The 20,614-nt window shown below is 53.1% G+C and carries 16 protein-coding genes; 15 read left to right on the top strand and 1 reads right to left on the bottom strand.

Annotated features, from left to right (window positions below; translation table 11 throughout):
• The first annotated feature begins 28 nt into the window (after positions 1-28).
• The 14 genes from pcrA (at position 29) to ACULM0_RS06745 (ending at position 18,066) form a co-directional block, all read left to right on the top strand.
• Positions 29-2,179 carry a DNA helicase PcrA gene (pcrA, locus tag ACULM0_RS06810; protein WP_463679671.1) on the top strand — a complete coding sequence of 717 codons (2,151 nt, stop codon included), beginning with the start codon at positions 29-31 and terminating at the stop codon, positions 2,177-2,179.
• Positions 2,180-2,199: 20 nt separating this feature from the next.
• Positions 2,200-4,191: an NAD-dependent DNA ligase LigA gene (gene ligA, locus ACULM0_RS06805; protein WP_463679863.1), complete on the top strand. Its 1,992-nt coding sequence runs from the start codon at positions 2,200-2,202 to the stop codon at positions 4,189-4,191.
• A 38-nt stretch (positions 4,192-4,229) separates the two neighbouring features.
• Entirely contained in the window at positions 4,230-4,517 is a 288-nt protein-coding gene (gene gatC / locus ACULM0_RS06800; protein WP_463679670.1) for an Asp-tRNA(Asn)/Glu-tRNA(Gln) amidotransferase subunit GatC, read from the top strand.
• Between the two features lie 10 nt (positions 4,518-4,527).
• Complete coding sequence (gatA, locus tag ACULM0_RS06795) at positions 4,528-5,988, top strand: Asp-tRNA(Asn)/Glu-tRNA(Gln) amidotransferase subunit GatA (RefSeq protein WP_463679669.1); 1,461 nt, start codon at positions 4,528-4,530, stop codon at positions 5,986-5,988.
• A 12-nt stretch (positions 5,989-6,000) separates the two neighbouring features.
• The gene (gatB, locus tag ACULM0_RS06790; protein ID WP_463679668.1) at positions 6,001-7,425 is read left to right on the top strand and encodes an Asp-tRNA(Asn)/Glu-tRNA(Gln) amidotransferase subunit GatB; all 1,425 of its coding nucleotides are present in this window, start codon (positions 6,001-6,003) and stop codon (positions 7,423-7,425) included.
• Between the two features lie 451 nt (positions 7,426-7,876).
• Complete coding sequence (locus ACULM0_RS06785; protein WP_463679667.1) at positions 7,877-8,797, top strand: ABC transporter permease; 921 nt, start codon at positions 7,877-7,879, stop codon at positions 8,795-8,797.
• A gap of 10 nt (positions 8,798-8,807) precedes the next feature.
• Positions 8,808-10,013: an ABC transporter permease gene (locus ACULM0_RS06780; protein WP_463679666.1), complete on the top strand. Its 1,206-nt coding sequence runs from the start codon at positions 8,808-8,810 to the stop codon at positions 10,011-10,013.
• Between the two features lie 13 nt (positions 10,014-10,026).
• Positions 10,027-11,043 carry an ABC transporter ATP-binding protein gene (locus ACULM0_RS06775; RefSeq protein ID WP_463679665.1) on the top strand — a complete coding sequence of 339 codons (1,017 nt, stop codon included), beginning with the start codon at positions 10,027-10,029 and terminating at the stop codon, positions 11,041-11,043.
• Between the two features lie 2 nt (positions 11,044-11,045).
• Complete coding sequence (locus tag ACULM0_RS06770) at positions 11,046-12,050, top strand: ABC transporter ATP-binding protein (protein WP_463679664.1); 1,005 nt, start codon at positions 11,046-11,048, stop codon at positions 12,048-12,050.
• A 398-nt stretch (positions 12,051-12,448) separates the two neighbouring features.
• Positions 12,449-14,089, top strand: coding sequence for a peptide ABC transporter substrate-binding protein (locus ACULM0_RS06765; RefSeq protein WP_463679663.1), 1,641 nt, complete (start codon positions 12,449-12,451; stop codon positions 14,087-14,089).
• Positions 14,090-14,218: 129 nt separating this feature from the next.
• Complete coding sequence (locus ACULM0_RS06760) at positions 14,219-15,196, top strand: AIR synthase family protein (RefSeq protein WP_463679662.1); 978 nt, start codon at positions 14,219-14,221, stop codon at positions 15,194-15,196.
• A gap of 16 nt (positions 15,197-15,212) precedes the next feature.
• The gene (locus ACULM0_RS06755) at positions 15,213-17,273 is read left to right on the top strand and encodes an N-acetylmuramoyl-L-alanine amidase (protein WP_463679661.1); all 2,061 of its coding nucleotides are present in this window, start codon (positions 15,213-15,215) and stop codon (positions 17,271-17,273) included.
• An 84-nt stretch (positions 17,274-17,357) separates the two neighbouring features.
• Positions 17,358-17,750, top strand: a complete 393-nt coding sequence (locus tag ACULM0_RS06750; protein WP_463679660.1) for an ATP-binding protein — start codon at positions 17,358-17,360, stop codon at positions 17,748-17,750.
• Positions 17,751-17,763: 13 nt separating this feature from the next.
• Entirely contained in the window at positions 17,764-18,066 is a 303-nt protein-coding gene (locus ACULM0_RS06745; protein ID WP_463679659.1) for an STAS domain-containing protein, read from the top strand.
• A 60-nt stretch (positions 18,067-18,126) separates the two neighbouring features.
• Here the strand turns inward: ACULM0_RS06745 and tnpB are convergent, their stop codons facing one another.
• On the bottom strand, positions 18,127-19,278 hold the full coding sequence (gene tnpB, locus ACULM0_RS06740) for an IS200/IS605 family element RNA-guided endonuclease TnpB (RefSeq protein WP_463679658.1): 1,152 nt from the start codon (positions 19,276-19,278) through the stop codon (positions 18,127-18,129).
• Positions 19,279-19,419: 141 nt separating this feature from the next.
• Between tnpB and ACULM0_RS06735 the strand changes: the two genes are divergently transcribed.
• Positions 19,420-20,604: a SpoIIE family protein phosphatase gene (locus tag ACULM0_RS06735; RefSeq protein WP_463679657.1), complete on the top strand. Its 1,185-nt coding sequence runs from the start codon at positions 19,420-19,422 to the stop codon at positions 20,602-20,604.
• Positions 20,605-20,614 lie beyond the last annotated feature (10 nt).

Here is a 20,614-nt window from a genome sequence, read left to right as displayed (position 1 = left end):
AGAACTTATGTTCCTTGGAGGTATATTTATGGATTTATCACATCTCAACAAAGCCCAGTACCAAGCCGTGACGGCGCCTGACGGGCCACTCCTCGTGATCGCCGGTGCGGGCAGTGGAAAGACACGGGTCCTCACGCACCGCGTGGCCTACTTGCTTGAAGAGCGGGACCTGAGACCCTCGCACCTACTCGCAATCACATTCACGAACAAAGCGGCCGGTGAAATGAAAGAACGGATCACAGATCTCGTGGGTTCGGTGACGGGGAGCATGTGGATCGGTACGTTTCATGCCACCTGTGTGAGGATCTTGAGACGGGACGCCGATCGTATCGGTTATCCGACGGGCTTTGTCATCTACGATGGTCAGGACCAGAAAACGGTGATCAAGCAGGTGGTCAAGGCCAAAAATATCGATGACAAGCAGTTTCCGCCCCGTTACTTTTCAGCGGAAATCAGCAACGCGAAAAACGATATGCTATCGGCAGCGGACTACCGTAAGCTATACGATGGCGATTTCGAGAAAAAGATGGTGGCCGATGTCTACGAGGCCTACGAGCAGGTCCTCCGGAAGAACGGGGCCATGGACTTCGACGACCTACTCATGAAGACGATCGATCTCTTCAACGCAGCGCCCGATGTCTTGGCCTTCTACCAGCAGAAGTTTCACCATGTCCTCGTGGATGAGTACCAAGACACCAACAAGGCCCAGTACATGATCGTCAAGTTGATCTCCTCCGGCCACGGTAACGCCTTTGTGGTGGGTGATATGGATCAGTCGATCTACCGATGGCGGGGTGCCGACATCCGGAATATTCGGGAGTTTGAGAAAGATTTTGAAAGTGCCCAGATCATCAAGCTCGAACAGAACTACCGCTCTACGAAGCGGATCCTGCGGGCGGCCAACCGTGTGATCGAGCGGAACATCGATCGACGCGACAAGAAGCTGTGGACGGAGCAGGTGGAGGGCGAGAAGCTCGGCTACTATTTTGGCCACAGTGCAGAAGATGAGGCGGCGCAGGTTGTCGAAACTTTGCTCACGCTCCGGAAAATGAATGGCTACAAGTACGGCGACATGGCTATTTTGTATCGGACCAATGCCCAGTCCCGAGCCTTTGAGGATCTTTTGCGCAGAGAGGGCGTAGCCTACCAGCTCATCGGCGGCATCAAGTTCTACGAACGCAAGGAGATCAAGGATCTCGTCGCCTATATCACGCTGGTGCTCAATCCGCAGGACGATCTGAGCACGGAGCGGGTGGTCAACGAACCAAAACGTGGTATCGGGAAAAAGACCATGGAACGGGTCAAGGTTTACGCGGATACGGAAGGGATCAGCCTCTTTGAGGCCTTCAAACGCCTGACGGAGAAAGGCGAGATGAGCGGCCGCAGCGAGAAGGCCCTGACGGACTTTTTCAACCTCTACGATAGCCTGCAGGGTGAGGTAGAGTATCTGTCGGTCATGGAGATTGTCGAGCGTCTTCTCGACAAGAGCGGCTATCTCGAAGCTTTGAAACAAGACCGTTCGATCGAGGCGCAGACGCGCGTCGACAACCTCATGGAGTTCAAGGCCGTCGTGGCCGCCTACGAGAAGTCGGCAGAGACCAGCGATCTGGAGGAATTCCTGACGACGCTTTCCCTCACCTCGGATGTCGATCAAATCGAAGAAGAAGACCGGGTGACCCTGATGACCGTGCACAGCGCCAAGGGGCTCGAGTACCCCGTGGTCTTCGTCGTAGGCCTTGAGGAGAAGATGTTCCCGACCTTTCGGGCCTTGGAGAACGAGAGCGATCTCGAGGAAGAACGGCGGCTGTTCTATGTGGCTCTCACCCGTGCCAAGGAGCGGTTGTACCTCAGTCACGCTGAACAACGGTTCCTCTACGGACGCAACCAGATCAATCAAAGGAGCCGCTTCATCGAGGAAGTACCGGTAGAGGAGTTCGAGACAGCACCAGACACGAGCACAAAGCCTCACTTAAACGAAGGGCTAAGCTTTGAGGCCGCTCCGATCAGAAAGAAAGCGGCGAACGCAGGTGCGGGCCTCATGCCGGGGACGAAGATCCGACACAAGATTTTTGGAATCGGGACGATCATCTCCAAGCAGGGAGATTATCTGAAGGTGGCCTTTGATGACCAGGGCATCAAGACCCTGGATCCGGCCTATGTGACCCTCGAGGTCCTGTGATGTCCGGTTCGGAAGGAGTGATGACCTTGGAAGGTGCAAAGGAGCGCATGGAGTCGCTCATCGCGCGTATTGAGAAGCACAATCGCGCTTACTATGAGGAAGACCAGCCGCAGATTTCTGATGACCAGTATGATGCTCTGATGAAAGAACTCGAGGATCTCGAAGAGGAGCATCCCGAGTTGAAACGACCCGACTCACCCACACAGCGCGTCGGCGGTAGGGTCCTCGACAGGTTTGAGACGGTCGAGCATCCCGTGCGGCTCTTATCGCTGGACAATTCTTACGACCAGGCGGATCTCGAGGCCTTCGATGCGCGGTTAAAACGTGAAATCGACGGGACATTTCACTACGTGACCGAGTACAAGGTGGACGGCCTATCCGTCGCCCTCACCTACGAGAAGGGACGATTCGTCCAGGGGGCCACACGAGGTGATGGCCAGCGCGGGGAAGATGTAACGGAGAATCTCAAGACAATCGGTCAGATCCCCCTGGTGCTCCCAGAGCCTCTGAACCTGGTGGTGCGCGGAGAAGTTTATATGCCGAAAAAGGGATTCGAACGCCTGAACGCCGACCAGCAGAAGGCCGGTCAAGCGCCCTTTGCCAATCCACGCAACGCAGCGGCGGGGTCCCTGAGACAGTTGGACTCTTCTGTGGCGGCCAGGCGGCCCCTCGGGATCTGGGTCTTCGAGTATCTCACCGGAGAACCGACGTTCGAGACCCATCACGAGGCGCTCGACAAGCTAGAAGAGCTCGGTTTTCCCGTGGGACCCCATCACGTAGTCGAGAGCATCGCGGCTGTACAGGAAGAGATTCCACGGATGGAAGAGAAGAGGCACGACCTACCCTACGAGATCGATGGCCTCGTGATCAAGGTGGACGAACTTGACCTGCGCGACCAACTCGGCGTCAAGACGAAGAGCCCCCGGTGGGCCATTGCCTACAAGTTTAAGGCGGAGCGCCAGGAGACGGTCATCCAAGACATAACCGTGCAAGTGGGCAGAACCGGTGTGCTGACGCCTACGGCGGAGCTCGCCCCGGTCCGCGTCGCGGGATCGATGATCGCCCGGGCAACGCTTCACAATCAGGATTACATTGATGAGAAGGACATTCGGATCGGCGACCACGTCATCATTGAGAAAGCCGGCGATGTGATCCCGGCCGTGGTTTCCGTGGTCAAGGAAAAGCGCAGCGGGGACGAAAAACCTTATCAACTCCCGGACACCTGCCCTGTATGTGGCGGGGAGGCCGCTCGACAGAACGGTGAAGTGGCCAAGCGATGCATGAACGAGTCCTGTCCTGCGAAAAAACAACGGCAGTTGATCCACTTTGTATCTAAGGCGGGCATGGATATCGACGGTCTGGGCGAACGCCTCGTGGAACGATTGTTAGAAGAAGGGATCGTGAGCGATCTACCGGACTTCTACACGCTCGAGGAAAGACGAGAGGCCTTGGAACAGATGCCGGGTCTGGGCGAAAAGTCGGTCAAAAAGCTGATCGAATCGGTGGAGGCATCGAAAGACCGATCCCTATCGGATCTTTTGGCTGCCATGGGCATTCCCCTGGTGGGTGCCCGCGCTGCACAGCTGATTGCAGAGCATTTCACCGAGATGGACCGGCTGCTCGATGCGGGGATCGATGAGCTCGAGGCGATCGATGATGTGGGACCCAAGATGGCGCAAAGCCTGCGGTCTTATCTGGATGAACCGGAAAACCGCGAGATGATCGAACAGTTGAAGACCCATGGGCTCACGATGAAAGAGGAGGTTACTGGTCCTGTTTCCGCGGACCATCCCTTCGCCGATCGGGTGTTTGTGCTGACGGGTACGCTGGAGAACTATTCACGCCAGGAGGCGAAAGAGCTGATCGAAGCCCGCGGCGGGCGGGTAACGGGAAGCGTGTCGAAAAACACGGACTATCTACTCTATGGTGAAAAGGCGGGGAGCAAGCTGGACAAGGCAAGTTCCCTTGGTGTTGAGCTGATGACAGAAGATGATTTTCGAAAAAAGCTGTGATATACTAAACTTTATTGGAAACGAAGGAGGCGAAGGACATGTCGTTAACAAGCAAAGAAGTCGAGCACGTCGCGAAACTCGCGCGGCTGGATTTCGATGACGAGAAGAAAGAGGCCTTCAAAGGCCAGTTGAACGATATTCTAAACTATATCGAGATGCTCGAGGAAGTGGATGTGGCGGACACAGAGCCCACTTACCACGTGCTCCCGATCAAGAATATCTTTAGAAAGGACGTCGTGACAACGTCCATGGAGCGATCCGATGTTCTGGAGAACGCACCCGATGCGCTCAGCGGTTGCTTCCGTGTACCGAAAGTGGTGGAGTAGGAGGATGACGATGAAACTGTACAATGAAACAGCCACCACTTTGATCGAAAAAATGAACGGGGGTGCGGTCACTTCCGAAGCGGTGATGCGGGCCTACCTCGATCGAATTGCCAGCGTGGAAACGCGCGTGGACGCCTTCCTGACGCTTTATTCCGAAGAGGCCTTGCTTGAGAAGGCACGAGCAGTGGATCGCCGTCGTGCAGCGGGAGACAAGATCGGTCTACTGGCCGGTCTGCCTATCGCTGTGAAGGACAACATGTGCACCACCGGGGTGAACACCACGTGCGGATCAAAGATGCTCGAGCATTTTGTTCCACCTTATAACGCGACGGTCGTGGAGAAGATCACGGCGGCCGATGGGATCATCGTGGGCAAGACCAACATGGATGAGTTTGCCATGGGTTCCTCCACAGAGAACAGCGGCTACAAAACAACAAAGAACCCCTGGGATTTGAACCGCGTGCCCGGTGGATCGAGCGGCGGTAGTGCGGCTGCGGTTGCGGCAGGGGAAGTGCCCTTGTCCCTCGGCTCCGACACCGGTGGGTCGATTCGACAGCCAGCGGCGTTGACGGGCCTCGTGGGCATGAAGCCTACTTACGGACGGATCTCGCGTTATGGTCTCGTTGCCTACGCCTCGAGTCTCGACCAGATCGGCCCCTTCACGAAAGACGTGAGTGACCTAGCACTCTTTATGAATGTGATCGCAGGTTCAGACGAGCGTGACGGGACCTCGGCACCGGTGGAAGTGCCGGACTACACGGCGAGCCTTGGACAGGAGATTGCAGGTCTGCGCGTGGGTTTACCGCGTGAACTCTTCGGAGAAGGGATCGACGCTGCAGTGCGTGACAAGGTGCTCGAGGTGGCCGATGTGCTCCGTTCGCAGGGCGCTACCGTCGAAGAGATGGCGCTCCCCTACTCGAAGTATGCGCTACCCGTTTACTACGTGCTGGCCACCAGTGAGTGTAGCTCGAATCTGGCGCGCTTCGACGGCGTGCGCTACGGCTACCGACCGGATCATTTCGAGGGTTTCAACGACCTCTTCACGCGCGCCCGATCGGAGGCTTTCGGCGAAGAAGTCAAGAGAAGGATCATGCTGGGCACCTATTCCTTGTCCGCGGGATACTATGATGAGTACTACAACAAGGGCCTGAAGGTTCGCACCAAGATCAAGGAAGATTTTGATCGTGCCTTCGAGAGCTACGATGTACTGCTCTCGCCAACGAGTCCGGAGACGGCCTTTGCCTTCGGAGAAAAGACCGATGATCCACTGAAAATGTACATGTCGGACATCTGCACGGTACCAGTGAATATCGCGGGGCTTCCGGCCCTGAGCATGAACTGTGGGTTCGTCGATGGCCTACCCGTGGGCATGCAGCTCATCGGGAAGCCCTTCGATGAAGAGGGCCTGATCCGAGTGGCCCACGCCTATGAACGTGCCACGAACGCAAGCGCCCACCGGGCAGAACTGTAGGAGGTGTTGCATATGTATAGAACAATCATCGGACTAGAAATTCACGCCGAACTGCAGACGGAGAGCAAGATTTTCTGTGGATGCAGCACGACCTACGGTGGAGACACGAACACCCAGGTATGCCCCGTATGCCTGGGCCTCCCAGGTTCCTTGCCCGTGGTCAATGAACGCGTGATCGACTTTGCCATCAAGACGGGGCTTGCCTTTGACGCCGAGATCACACGCCACAGCAAGATGGATAGAAAGAACTATTTCTATCCGGACCTAGTGAAAGCCTACCAGATTTCGCAGTACGACAAGCCGCTTTGCACCGATGGTCACGTGATCATCGAGACGGGCGACGAGAAGAAAGAAGTCCGTATCCAGCGGATTCATATTGAAGAGGATACGGGCAAGTCCTTTCACTCAGAAGATGGAAGCTCCCTGCTCGATTACAACCGGAGCGGCGTTCCTCTCATCGAGATCGTGACCCATCCCGACATGGCCTCAGGCGAAGAGGCCACTGCCTTCCTCGACCAGCTCAAGGGGATTCTCGAGTACATCGAGGTGTCCGATGTGAAGATGGAGCAGGGTTCTTTGCGCTGCGATGTGAACATCAACGTGGTGGACGACGAGAGGGGTCTCGTCTCCAAGATCGCGGAGGTCAAGAACCTCAACTCCTTCAAGGCTGTGGCCAGCGCTATCGAGTACGAGGCGAAGCGTCACCAGCTTCTTTTGGAGGAAGGGAAGAATACGAATAAGGAAACGCGCCGCTGGAACGACCAGATAGGCGAAACGGTCTTCATGCGCTCGAAGGAACACGTGCAAGACTACCGTTACTTCCCTGAGCCCGATATCGTGGACTTCGAAATCGACGATGCGTGGATCGAAGGCGTGCGTGCCACGATTCCCGAACTACCCCTGGCCAAGAAAGAACGTTTCGTGAGCGTTTACGAGCTACCTGACTACGATGCGGGCGTGCTCGTTTCTGACCGTGCGCTGGCCGCCTATTTCGAGACGGTAGTGGAGCGTGTTGGTGACGCCAAGCTGGTGTCGAACTGGATCATGACAGAGCTCCTCCGTCGTATGAAGGATGAGGAGACGTCCTTCGATGCCTTGAAGTTTGGAATCGAGGACTTCGAACGGTTGCTCGAGATGGTCAAGGAGAATACCGTGAGCACGAGCGCTGCAAAGAAAATCTTCCGCGGCATGTTCGAGCAAGGGGAGAAACCCGATGAGCTGTTGGAAAGCCTCGGCCTCAAGCAGATCTCCGATGAGGATGCGCTGGGTAAGTTGGTAGATGAGGTGCTCGAACAGAACCCACAATCCATCGAAGACTATCGAAGCGGAAAAGGGAGAGCACTTGGCTTCCTCGTAGGTCAGGTGATGAAGGCCTCACGCGGCAAGGCGAATCCACAAATGGTCAATGAACTATTGCGCGAGCGATTGGATGGTTAAAGGCAGGACGTCACCCTCGGGTGGCGTCCTTTTTTTCATGCAAACAGAAGCCAAACTTGCAGTTGTCAGAAGATACACAAAGGTGTGACAACTCGGGAAAACGATAACATTCTGTCAAGCGCAGTAATTCTTACGAATTTGTAATGAGGCCAAGAGGGGCTTTTTACCGCGCACCGGGGAGTTGTTACATTTTCTTCAAGAGTGATTTTGACTGCAAACGTTGAAATTCCAACCGTTATACTCTATTATTAGACATATGAATTTTAAGGTTCGCCCATAACGACAGACCGCATTCATATAGGTCCTTGAATTTTCGGGTAGTTTGAAAACTTCAAGAATTTTTTTTCAATTTGCACATCGGGTGGTTCGGCCCCGGTGTGCGCTGTACGATGGGCGGCGCCGAAACTCATGGATTACTAGGAGGGTTATCAATGAAAGGAGTGTACACAAGTTGAGTCGATACTTATTCAAGCGGATCATCTCGATGTTCATCACGCTCTGGTTTGTGGCGACCATCACCTTCTTCTTGATGCACGCGGTACCAGGCGGTCCGTTTACATCTGAGAAGGAACTACCGGAGCAGGTGCTCCAAGCACTGAACGAAAAGTACCATCTGAACGACCCGCTGTGGAAGCAGTACGTGGATTACATGAAGGGGATCGCAACCTTCAAGATGGGTCCATCGTTCAAGAAAATTGGTTATAATGTTGAAGATTTGATCAAGCAGGGTTTCCCTGTGTCAGCAAGACTAGGCGGTCTGGCGGCACTGGCGGTTATCATCGCGGGGATACCGGTGGGGATCATATCCGCTTTAAAGCAGAACAAGTGGCAGGATTACCTTGTAACGGTATTTGCCACCTTGGGGGTAGCGGTGCCAAACTTCGTTATCGCCACGGTCTATATTTATATTTTCAGTGCCACCTTGGGATGGGCACCATCCTTTGGTCTGGAATCACCCGTGCATTACATCGGTCCGGTCATCGCCCTGTCGGGCTTCAGTCTGGCCTTTGTATCTCGGCTCATGCGTTCGAGCCTGCTTGAGGTCATGCAACAAGACTACATCCGTACGGCCAGAGCCAAGGGACTTCCGGAAGGCGTTGTTATCTTTAAACACGCACTGAAAAATGCAATGATCCCGGTCATCACCTACATGGGCCCGATGATCGCGGCAATTATGACAGGATCCTTCGTTATCGAGAAGATCTTTGCCATCCCCGGGATGGGTAAGCACTTCGTTGAATCGGTGGGTAACCGTGACTATACGGTCCTGCTCGGCACAACCGTCTTCTACGCGGCATTTAGTATCTTTATGATATTCCTCGTGGACATCGCTTACGGCCTCATCGACCCACGTATCAAACTCGGAGACTAGGAGGATTGACATGTCAGAAAACATCAAGAATACACCGCAGATGTGGGAACGTGTCGAACGTTCTGATCAAGATGCGGAGGTTATCAGTCGCCCGAGCCTGACCTATTGGCAGGATGCGTGGCGTCGGCTCAAGAAGAACTACCTATCCATGGCCGGCCTGGTCGTTGTCATCCTGATGACCCTGTTCGCTCTCGTCGGGCCCTATATGTCGGATTTCAACTATTCCGATCAGGATCTAAACATGACGAACCTGCCCAACAAACTCGATCTCTTTGAGATTTCCGATGATGCGCTACTTTATCTGCATCCTGAGTACTCCATGTACCGGATTTCCCGCGAGGGAGAGATCATTGAGAAACTGGCTCCCACGAAAAACGATATGATGAACCGCCAGCGGATCTATGAGATCGACGGTCAAGAAGTCGTGCTCGACTATAGCTTCGCGATGCAAAACGCCGGTTCGGAAGATCCGGACTACAAGAAGTATGAAATCCGCGTGGGTGACCGCGTATTAGAAGAACCAACGGTCACTGTACGCAATCAAACCTATATTTTCGGAACAGACAGCCTGGGTCGCGATCTTTTCGTTCGTGTGGCCTACGGTGCCCGCATCTCGCTGGCGATCGCCCTCGTGGCGACGGTCGTCCAGTTCTTCATCGGTGTTCTCTACGGTGGTATCTCCGGTTACGCCGGCGGTTCCGTGGATAACCTGATGATGCGTATTGTGGATATCATCGCGACAATCCCGCTGCTCCTGTACGTTATCCTGCTCATGGTGCTCTTCGAGCCAGGCCTCAAGACGATCATGATCGCCCTGGGTACCGTCTACTGGGTGCGCATGGCACGTATCGTGCGTGGACAGGTGCTTAGTATCAAGGAACAGGAGTTCGTTCTGGCCGCCCGTACCATCGGTGCGAGCACGTGGCGGATCATGGTGCGACACCTGATCCCGAACGCCATGGGTCCGATTATCGTTTCCCTGGCCATGATGATTCCAAACGCCATCTTCACAGAGGCCTTCCTCAGCTTTATCGGGCTGGGTGTCAGTGCGCCGATGGCTTCCTGGGGTACTTTGGCAGACGCAGCCGTTAAAGGTCTGCGTTCCTACCCTTACCAGCTGTTCTACCCATCGCTATTCATCAGTTTGACGGTGCTATCCTTCAACTTCCTTGGCGATGGACTGCGCGATGCACTCGACCCAAGGTTACGTAAATAGGAAGGAGTTCAAGATGAGCAAACGAATACTCGAAGTGAAAAATCTGAAGACATCTTTCTTTACGCACGTTGGGGAAGTACAAGCCGTTCGAGGCGTGGATTTTCACGTTGACAAAGGTGAAGCCCTCGGCATCGTGGGAGAGTCCGGTAGTGGTAAGAGTGTGACCTCCATGTCTGTCATGGGTCTTCTCCAGTACCCGGGTAAGATTGTCGAAGGAGAAGTGATCTTCAAAGGTGAAGATCTCGTCAAAAAGAAGTCTAAGCAAATGATGAGCATCCGCGGGGATGAGATCGCCATGATCTTCCAGGACCCGATGACTTCGCTCAATCCCGTGTACACCATCGGTGATCAGATTATCGAAGCGGTTGTCCGTCACCAGAAGGTCAGCAAGAAAGAAGCGCGTCAGCGTGCGATCGACATGCTCAAGTTGGTAGGAATCCCATCTCCGGAAACGCGTGTGGACAACTATCCTCACGAATTTTCCGGCGGCATGCGCCAGCGTGCGATGATCGCGATCGCGCTGTCTTGCCAGCCCGATCTACTGATTGCCGATGAGCCCACGACGGCTCTTGACGTGACAATCCAGGCTCAGATTCTCGAACTGATGAAGGATCTGAGAGAAAAGGTCGATACAGCGATTATCCTCATCACCCACGATCTGGGTGTTGTGGCCGATGTCTGCAACCGGATCGTCGTGATGTACGGCGGACTGATCATGGAAGAGGGAACGGCACAGGAAGTATTTTACACGCCTTCTCACCCTTACACGATGGGCCTGCTCAAATCGATCCCGCGTTTGGACCTCGATCAGCACCAGCGTTTGATCCCGATTCCCGGCACACCGCCGGATCTGATCAAGCCCCCGAAGGGTTGTCCTTTCTCGGCACGTTGCCCTTATGCCATGAAGATCTGTCTGGAAGAGTTCCCGGGCTATGTGAATTCTTCTGATACGCATCGTGCGGCCTGCTGGCTAAAGCATGAAGGGGCGCCGACCGTTGAAGTGGACACAGGCGTAAGGAGAGGTGAGTAATCATGGCGGAAAAAGAAATCTTACTGGACGTTAAGAATCTGAAGAAGTACTTCCCCATGCACAAGGGCTTCTTCGGACAGCATAAAGAATACGTGAAGGCCGTCGATGACGTGTCCTTTCATATCTATAGAGGGGAGACCTTCGGTCTCGTGGGAGAATCCGGTTGTGGCAAGTCTACGACGGGACGTACTCTGATCCGCTTGTACGAATTATCCGGCGGAGAAGTGATTTTCGATGGCGCCGAAATCGGCAAGCTGTCGGAAATCGATATGAAGCCTTTCCGAAAGAAGATGCAGATGATTTTCCAGGATCCCTATGCTTCGTTAAACACGCGTATGACCGTGGGAGATATCATCGGTGAACCCCTGGATATCCATGGCCTCGCCAAGGGTAAAGAGCGCCAGGAACGCATTTACTACCTGCTCGAGCGTGTGGGCCTTAGCCGCGATCACGCCAGCCGTTACCCACACGAGTTCTCTGGTGGACAGCGTCAGCGTATTGGTATTGCCCGTGCACTGGCGGTTGATCCGGAATTCATCATCTGTGATGAGCCTATTTCTGCCCTCGATGTATCGATCCAGGCGCAGGTCGTCAATATGCTCGAAGACCTGCAGCAGGAGCTGGGACTCACCTACCTCTTCATCGCGCACGACCTCTCTATGGTCAAGCATATCTCCGATCGTATTGGCGTTATGTACCTGGGGAAACTCGTGGAAGTGGCCGCATCCGACGTGCTCTATGACACGCCGCGTCATCCCTACTCGGAGGCGTTGCTCTCGGCAGTGCCGATTCCTGATCCCGAGCTCATGGCGTCGCAGAAGCGGATTGTACTCGAGGGCGATGTTCCCTCGCCACTCAACCCGCCGAGCGGTTGTCGATTCCGCACGCGCTGTATGCATGCCTTCGATCGTTGCGCTCTAGAAGAGCCGCTACTTCAGGATGTTGGTGGCGATCACTTTGTCGCTTGTCACCTGATCGAAGAACCGGAAAAGCGCAAAGAATTATAATGTTCATGAGAAGTCATCTGATAAAGATGGCTTCTTTTTTTGTGCGCTCGCTTTTCGAGAAAGGGTATGGCCTGTGAAAAAGGGAGAGGGGTTGACAAATGATTAAAAGTGTGATTTATGCGCAAGAGAGCTCTTGGAGACCGCATAATATAAAAAAATTTTTACATGTGAATTTCTTGTCACTATCTCCTGCAAGCATTGAAAAAACACGGTTTCAAGGTGGTGTTTCGTGAGGGGAATCGTTTGCCCGGATGTGGATTCCGTATGTATTCTCTGCGCAAATATTTGAAAAGTTTAAGAAACTGTATTATAATATTCACGTGAAATGATGGTAGCGCAAACGACGTCTCGTCGACTTGTAGCCATCGTATTCAAAAAGAAAAATGGAGGGGATTTGTTTGTTCAAAAAGAATCTAGCATTGATGTTGGCCCTAGTAATGGTCTTGTCACTGTTCGCAGGTTGTTCTGCACCGGCAGAAGAGCCAGCAACAGCAGATGAGCCAGCAGAAACTGTAACTGAAGAGCCAGCCGACGCACCGGAAGAAGAACCAGCCGTTGCACAGGAGTTGATCTGGAACCTCGGTTCTGAGCCAAAGACGATTGACCCAGGCCTGAACGCAGCATCTGACGGTGGAGATGTTGTCAACAACATGTTCGAAGGTCTCATGCGAGAAGTGAACGGCGAAATGCAGCCTGCTATGGCTGAGAGCTACGAGATGTCTGATGACGGCCTCGTGTACACGTTCACACTACGCGACACGCTCTGGTCAAACGGTGAGCCTGTAACAGCTTACGACTTTGAGTACGCTTGGGCTCGTGTTCTCGATCCGGAAACAGCTTCTGAGTACTCTTGGATCTTCGACGAAGCTAACGTGGATTCTTTCCAAGCTTTAGACGAGAAGACTTTTGAGGTTACTTTGAGAGCACCTACACCTTACTTCCTCGGACTCACAGCTTTCTACACATTCTTCCCAGTTTATGAAGGTGCTGTAGAGCAGAATCCTGATGGCGGTTGGGCAATCGATCCTGAGATTTCAGTAGTTAACGGACCGTTCATGCTCGAGTCATATGTTGGCGGCGACCGACTCGTGCTTGTGAAGAACGACAACTACTGGAGAGCAGATCAAGTGAAGCTCGATACAATCACTACGCTCATGATCGTCGACCAGACGACGGCACTCACAGCTTACAATGCTGGTGAAGTACACGTTCTCGACGACATGCCTACGGAAGAAATTCCAAGACTCCTCGCAGAAGATCCTACGTTCATGATTCTGCCGATGGATGGCGTATACTACTACTCTTTCAACACTGAAAAAGAGCCTTTCGACGATGTCAACGTACGTAAAGCCCTCACACTCGCTATCGATCGTACAGCGATCGTTGAGCAAGTAGCCAAGGGTGGACAGCTGCCAGCACTGAACATGGTATCTCTCGCATCACGTGATGCTGAAGGTAATGTATTTAGTGAGCAGGTTCCAAACTACGACATCGCTCCAGACGGAAGCGCTGTTGGCATGGCTCAAGAAATCCTTGCTGAAGCAGGATACCCGAACGGCGAAGGTCTCCCAGCAATCGAGATCATGTACAACACTTCTGAAGGCCACAAGGCTATCGCAGAAGCTATCCAAGAAATGTGGAAGACAAACCTCGGAATCGACTCTACTCTGACAAACCAAGAGTGGGCAGTGTTCCAGGATACAAGAAAGAACGGCGACTTCCAAGTTGCTCGTGGCGGTTGGATCGGCGACTACTCTGACCCGATGACGTACCTCGGCATGTTCCGTTCAGGTTCTCCGATGAACTACGCTCAGTGGTCTAACGAAGAGTACGACGCACTCCTCGACCAGTCTGCAACTGCAGAAGGTCAAGAGCGTTTCGAACTGCTCTACGAAGCCAACGACATTCTGATGAACTCTTACACAAACATGCCTATCTACTACTACACAGATCCAATCATGGTATCTGCTGACGTAGCAAACTGGGAAAAGAACACGCGTAACACATGGTGGTTCGGTTTCGCAGAGATGGTCAACTAGATTCACATCAGTCTAAAAAAGAGGTCCTCTCCAATGGAGAGGGCCTTTTTTACGCTTGCATGTCAATAGGGACAAGGGCCTTTCTTACTGGCGATATTAACGGTATAATCAGCGGTAGAGGTGGTTTCATTGAAAGCAGGAAAACTGAAAAATTCTACATTGGAAGAGCGCATCCTGACCACGCTTTCGCACGACTCCAGCGTCCTTGTTGGTCCGGGCGTCGGGCGCGATTGTGCGGTGGTGCGTAGTTCAGGGGATGTGCTGGTTGTGTCGGGTGATCCGATCACCGGTACGACGAAGGAACTCGCCGATCTCGCCATACATATCAACGCGAACGACCTAGCGGCCAGTGGCACGCAGGCACAGTACATCATGTGCACCCTCCTAGCCCCGCCTGAGACGCCGGATGAGGAGATTGTAGCGATCATGGACCGGTTGCGCTCCCTATCAGAAGAAACCGGCCTGTCGATCATCGGAGGCCATACAGAGCGCACCCCCGCCGTGAACCAGATCCTCTTGTCACTAACCGTTATGGGTTTTAATGAGGAAGAAAAGGTGATCACGGGCGAACGTGCCGTCGCGGGAGATGTCCTTCTCCTAACGAAGGGAGCGGCCATCGAGGGAACGGCAATTCTGGTCGGGGAGCGCCCTGAAGCCTTCACTGAAGAGGAGCGAGAACTTGCCCGGGGATACTTCAAACGGTTATCTGTCGTGAGGGAAGGACTCATCGCAGCCCAGCACGCGGTGCACGCCATGCACGATGTGACGGAAGGTGGTGTGCTCGGAGGTCTCTGGGAGATCTGTGAGGCGGCAGAACTTGGATGTGAGGTGAGCCTCGAGGACGAAACCCTGCTTTCGGAGCTCACCAGGAAAGTGGGAGAGGTTTTCGAGATCGACCCTTATCGCCTGATCTCCAGTGGTGCCATGCTCATGGCCGTCCCTCCCGAAGGGGTGGATCCACTGACGGAGGCGTTGCAGGCGCAAGATATTGCTGTTTACAAGTTGGGCACTCTCACGAGTGGGCACAGTCGAAGAATCAGAAGAGAGGGCCGAATGGTTCTATTGAACGAGCCGGAAGCTGACGAACTGTATAAAGTCTTGGGATAAGGATGGAGAGATCAAAATGAGACGAATCATCGTAGTGTTGCTCATGGTAAGCCTCGTGCTGACGGGAGGCGCCTTCGCGAATAAATTCTTAGAGTACAATCAGGTGGAGATGATCGATGGGAGCACAGGAAAGGCAGCTGTCTACGAGACCATCAACATGATGCTCTACGGGGAAGACCTGCTTTCTGATGTGCCGGCCATCCTCTATCCTGGCAACCGCACACTGGTACCTGTCGGTATGATCGCCGAATCTCTCGGCGCCGAGGTGAACTGGGATGCAAAGAATCGTCAGGTGGAACTGATGAAAGAAGGCGTCGAGGTTCTCCTGACCATTGATTCGAAGGAGGCATGGGTTAATGGCACCAGACGCCAGCTACCCAGCGATGTACCCGCCAAGATCATGGTCTACGACGGCATCGGGCGCACCATGGTGCCGATCGCCTTTGTCACGGATGTTTTCGGACTCGAGTCGGCCTGGATCGGGGAAACGAAAACCGTCGCTTTGAACGAGCCAACTCAGTCCATCACGGATTTTGAGTTTAGGTACATGACCAAGTTCCCGGAGATTCGCTTGGGCGCCACGGGTGAAATCAAGTCAAATGCCTACATCATCGAAGGTGAGTCCGTGGGTGAGAACACCAAGCTCGTGGTGGACCTCCAGAACACGGAGATGGACTTCGCCGGTGGCGATTACAACGAACGACTCAACATCTTTGGTCTCGAGGCCGTCCGCGTCCAGCAGGTGGGCGATCGACCACCGCTCACGCGGATGACTTTTGAGCTGTCCCAGAAAAAGGGTTATGAAATCTTTTTCGATAAAAGTGCAAAGGAGCTGGTGATCCGCTTCATCAACAGCGTCGAAGACGTGTCGCTGAAGAAGATCTACAGTGCAGAGACCGTTGTCATCGAGACGACGGAAGACATGCCCGCCTACAATGTGGATTACCTGGGCGATCGTGTCGTGGTCGATCTCATCAATGCGACGCTCAAAGCGGGTGGTGGCGGCTATACCATCGAGCAGGTGGGCAGCAGGGATATCGATCGGTATAGTTTCTCTCAACTCGACGTGTCAACAGCCGGTGGCTTTTATGAACCCGACGATGTGGTCTCGCGGGTCACGGTAGACCTGGGTGAAGAACGCAGTCCGGAGGATGTGTTCGTCGAGGCCATCGGAAGCGATATTTTTGTGTACGTTTCGGGCAACCCGCTGGACGGTTTCGAATATGTAAAAACAGACCGGGACGCTTCTCAGCTCACACTGGAACTGGGTGCCGGCGCCAACTACTCGCTCGTGAGGGATGAAGAGAAGAACGAGGCCACGCTTGAGATTCCCATCGATCGTCTGGCGCTTGAGAATATGACCCTCGACACAGAGGATGCTATCGTAGACGGTATCGCCATCGAACGTTTGTCAAGTCGCGGTGTATACACCCTGACCTTCTCCCTGATGGAGGGGACCAGCGTGGACGACCGGATGGGAAGCGACGGACGCTTGGCCCTCGATTTCATCAACCGACGGATCACGAATTCCAAGTTCAGTGATATCCTCCTGGTACTCGATGCCGGTCACGGTGGGAAAGATCCCGGCGCCAGCGGCGCTGCTTTGCGCGAGAAAGACGTGGTGCTCGATGTGACCCTCAGGCTGAGAAAGAAACTGGAGGCGGCGGGCTTCAAAGTATACTTGACGCGGGATGATGATACCTACGTGGATCTCTACGCCCGGGCTCACGTGGCCAACGAACTGGGTGCAACGGGCTTCATCTCCGTCCACGCCAACGCCCACGGCAATAGCGGGGCGACAGGTGTTGAGGTACTCTATGCACCCGATGAGGCGAGACCGAGCTACGGTTTCTCCAAGTCACTTCAGGACCAGCTGGTCAGCAACCTCAAGGCGACCGATCGTGGCATCGTCCAACGTCCGAACCTTGTGGTGTTACGCGAAACCATGATGCCGGCGGCCCTTGTGGAGATTGGGTTCTTAACCAACGAAGAGGATCACTACCTCTTGATGCAGGGTTCCTACAGGGATCGTGTGGCCGATGCACTATACAAGGGTATCCTCCATCACTACCAGTAAGCGTTTGAGAAAGCGGACCGTTGGGTATCATTCTACCAATAGTCCGCTTTTCTTCATGGCCTAGATAGAAAGTGTGGTGATGTGATGGAAATCTTCAAGAGAACCATACCGTCTTCTTTTGAAGCCGTCGATCGCGTGGTGCGTGAGGCGGAAGCTTTGCTCGCGCAGTATTTTCAAATCGAGAACGAGGATCTTTTCAAGATCAATGTGATGCTCCGAGAGGTGCTGAACAATGCCGTAGAACATGGCAATGCCTTTGATGAATCGAAATCCATCACCGTGATCATCGCCTACACCGAGGAGGTCTTTACCTTCGATGTGCATGACGAGGGAACGGGCGTTGCGCTCGACGACTGCTATAAGGTACAATTGGACTATGATCTAAGAGAACGGGCGCGAGGGTTTTCCATTATAAAGGCCCTTGGATTCGAGGTCAACACCGACGGCAACAAGCTGAACCTAAGGTACAAAGTATAAAGGGGTTAGTGATATGCGAAAAGAAAGAGAAGGGAACGTGCTACGACTGGTCGTGGAAAAAGATCTGATTGCTCCGAACGTAAAACAACTGAACGTCGAGGCCATGAAAGTGGTTGAGAGTGATTCGGACACGGAAGAGGTCATCCTGGACATCGGTGCGGTGAAAAACATCGACTCCATGGGTGTGACCTTTGTAATCACTTTTTACAAGAACCTGCTCAGAGAGGGGAAGGTTTTCTCCATCGCAAACGCCAGTCAAGATATCAAGCAGCTTTTCAAACTGATGAAATTGGAGTCCTTCGTCTCCTTCCTTTGAACAACTCGGCACTGAAGTGCCAAGATTCCTAGGAAGACCGCCCTAAAGGGCAGTTGTTTATTAGGCTAGCCCCGTGGTCCCCACGGTTAGAAGCCGTAAGGCTTCGGTTTGAAGATTCATGCTTGCGTTAACGTCTCTGTCATGAGCGGTGCCACATTCAGGGCATGTCCATGTTCTCACGGAGAGATCTTTAACGGCTTTGTTTCTGTATCCGCATGATGAACAGAGCTGGCTTGAAGGGAAATTACGGGCAACTTTTACTACGGTCTTTCCATACCAGTCTGCTTTGTACTCGAGCATGGCGCGGAAAAGCCCCCAGCTTGCCTCGGAAATCGCCTTCGAAAGTTTTTTGTTCTTCACCATGCCTTTTAGGTGAAGATCTTCGATGCCGATCACGTCGTGGTTTTTGACGATATCGGTGGAAAGCTTATGGAGGTAGTCTTCGCGTCTGTTCCTAATTTTCTCGTGAAGGAGAGAAACTTTTCGCTTTTGCTTTTGATAATTCTTCGCTTCGGACAGTTTTCGTCCCTCTTTTTTCGCGCGCTCTTTTCTGCGAGAAAGAATGCGCTGTTCTTTAGCTAGCTTTTTCTCTAGCGAGCGGAAGAATTTTGGGTTGTCATAGACCGTTCCATCGGAAAGAATGGCGAAATCCTTTAATCCGAGGTCGATCCCAACAGAAGAACCCGTCTTTTCTAAAGGCGCGATGGCGACTTCGCAAAGAATTGAAACAAAATGCTTGTTCGCAGCATTTCTGCGGACGGTAGCATTCATGATCCGCCCTTCAACCTCGCGGCTTTTGGCGAACTTCACCCAACCAAGTTTCGGGAGTTTAATTTTGTTGCCCACTACCTCAATGTTTCCGTTTGTGTGTTTTGTCTTGTAGGACTGGACGGGGTTTTTCTTGCTCTTGAACCGAGGATGTCCTTTTTCTCCTCTAAAGAAACGATCAAAGGCATCCTGGAGGTTTTCAATTGACGCTTGAAGGGCGATGGAATCGGGTTCCTTTAGCCAAGGTAGTTCTTTCTTGAGGGAGGGTAATTGTCCTGAACAAATACTCTGGGTTAACCCTTCTCCGGTGGTTTTGTAAGCAGTTTTCCACTCGCTCAGGAAGTGATTGAAGATGTATCGACTACAGCCGATTGTCTTTGCGATCTGCTCTTTTTGAGCGTTGTCAGGATAGATTCTGAACTTGTACGCCTTATGCTGTAACAAAAAACCACCTCCTTGCAAAGATTTTATGAGAATATATGTTCATATTTAGTTTATCAGTGACTCTAGGACAAAGTCAAGCGATTCAGCCCACGACTAAAGTCACGGGTGTTCTCGCTTATTGCATAAAGGGGGGTGAACCCTGTGTATAAAATCTTGATCGCCGATGATGTGAATTTCAACCGAAAGATGATCGGTGATATCCTGAAAGAGAAAATCGATTCCGTTGAAATTCTCGAGGCATCCGATGGCAAAGAGGTGATGAGGATCCTGGCGGCCGAACCAGTGGATCTGATTCTGCTCGACTTGATTATGCCCGAAATGGATGGCTACGAAACGATGCGGGCCATCAAGAGCTCCCACCTTTGGCGGGATATTCCCGTGATCGTCAACTCGGCGATCAATGACATCACGAGCATCAAGAACCTACTCGCCGATGGTGCTGTGGATTATTTCACCAAGCCGCTGACAGAAGATGAGATGGACACGATCCTGCCGCTGAAGGTCCGCAATGCGATGGTGCTTTACGAACAGCGCAAGACCATCGAACGACTACACAACCACATCCAAGAAGAACTACAGAGTGCGCATGATTTCCAAACGATCATGCTACCCAAGTCGAGCCAGTTGCACTCGGTAGAGCTCGCGATCAAGTACGTACCCTCGCTCGGTATCGGGGGCGATTTTTTCGACTGTGTCGAGACGCCCTCGGGCGTCTGGTTTATGATCGCCGATATCACCGGTCATGGTATTGCCGCGGCAATGATGTCCAGCATGGTCAAGATCCTCTTTCGGAAGGCCCTGGACCATCCCGAACAATCGCCGGCTGAACTGGTGGCAGAGATCAACCGTAACGTGGGAACCTACTTTGAAAAAGGACTGGCCAACCAGCACCTCATGTTCACAGCCTTCGTCGGAAAGATGACGGAGGGCAGGCTGAGCTATTGCAATGCCGGTCATCCGACGCCCGTGGTCATCAAGTGTAGCGGTGAGGGGGTCATCGAAGCGTCCGCAGGGGGACCTCTGATCGGTGTCTACCCCGATGGTGACTACGACCAAGAAACCCTCGAACTAGCTGTGGGAGACGGGATCCTTCTGTACACCGACGGCCTCTTCAGCGTGGGGCAGCAGGCTGATTTTACCCACTGGACCCTCGTGGAGGCCTTCGCCGATGCAAACCGCGACCTGTTCAACCGATCTCTCGAGGATTTTCTCGAGAAGATCTTCTACTATTTTCACCTGTATCACAAACGGCACACGAATGTGGACGATTTTACCGATGACGTGGCCGTGATGGCATTGAAGTTTAACGAAACAACGAAATCCTAGGAGGCAAACC

It is taken from the genome of Halotolerantifilum yawarlongkerapense, from assembly GCF_054506745.1.
The sequence above is the reverse complement of the archived record's forward strand: the minus strand, read 5'-3'. Positions and strand labels throughout refer to the sequence as shown.

Bases quoted from the DNA above. Each gene is read 5' to 3' on its own strand.
- gatA (WP_463679669.1), top strand. From the start codon at position 4,528: ATGAAACTGTACAATGAAACAGCCACCACTTTGATCGAAAAAATGAAC.
- ACULM0_RS06780 (WP_463679666.1), top strand. From the start codon at position 8,808: ATGTCAGAAAACATCAAGAATACACCGCAGATGTGGGAACGTGTCGAA.
- ACULM0_RS06775 (WP_463679665.1), top strand. From the start codon at position 10,027: ATGAGCAAACGAATACTCGAAGTGAAAAATCTGAAGACATCTTTCTTT.
- gatB (WP_463679668.1), top strand. From the start codon at position 6,001: ATGTATAGAACAATCATCGGACTAGAAATTCACGCCGAACTGCAGACG.
- pcrA (WP_463679671.1), top strand. From the start codon at position 29: ATGGATTTATCACATCTCAACAAAGCCCAGTACCAAGCCGTGACGGCG.
- ACULM0_RS06745 (WP_463679659.1), top strand. From the start codon at position 17,764: ATGCGAAAAGAAAGAGAAGGGAACGTGCTACGACTGGTCGTGGAAAAA.
- ACULM0_RS06755 (WP_463679661.1), top strand. From the start codon at position 15,213: ATGAGACGAATCATCGTAGTGTTGCTCATGGTAAGCCTCGTGCTGACG.
- ACULM0_RS06770 (WP_463679664.1), top strand. From the start codon at position 11,046: ATGGCGGAAAAAGAAATCTTACTGGACGTTAAGAATCTGAAGAAGTAC.
- ligA (WP_463679863.1), top strand. From the start codon at position 2,200: ATGACCTTGGAAGGTGCAAAGGAGCGCATGGAGTCGCTCATCGCGCGT.
- gatC (WP_463679670.1), top strand. From the start codon at position 4,230: ATGTCGTTAACAAGCAAAGAAGTCGAGCACGTCGCGAAACTCGCGCGG.
- ACULM0_RS06750 (WP_463679660.1), top strand. From the start codon at position 17,358: ATGGAAATCTTCAAGAGAACCATACCGTCTTCTTTTGAAGCCGTCGAT.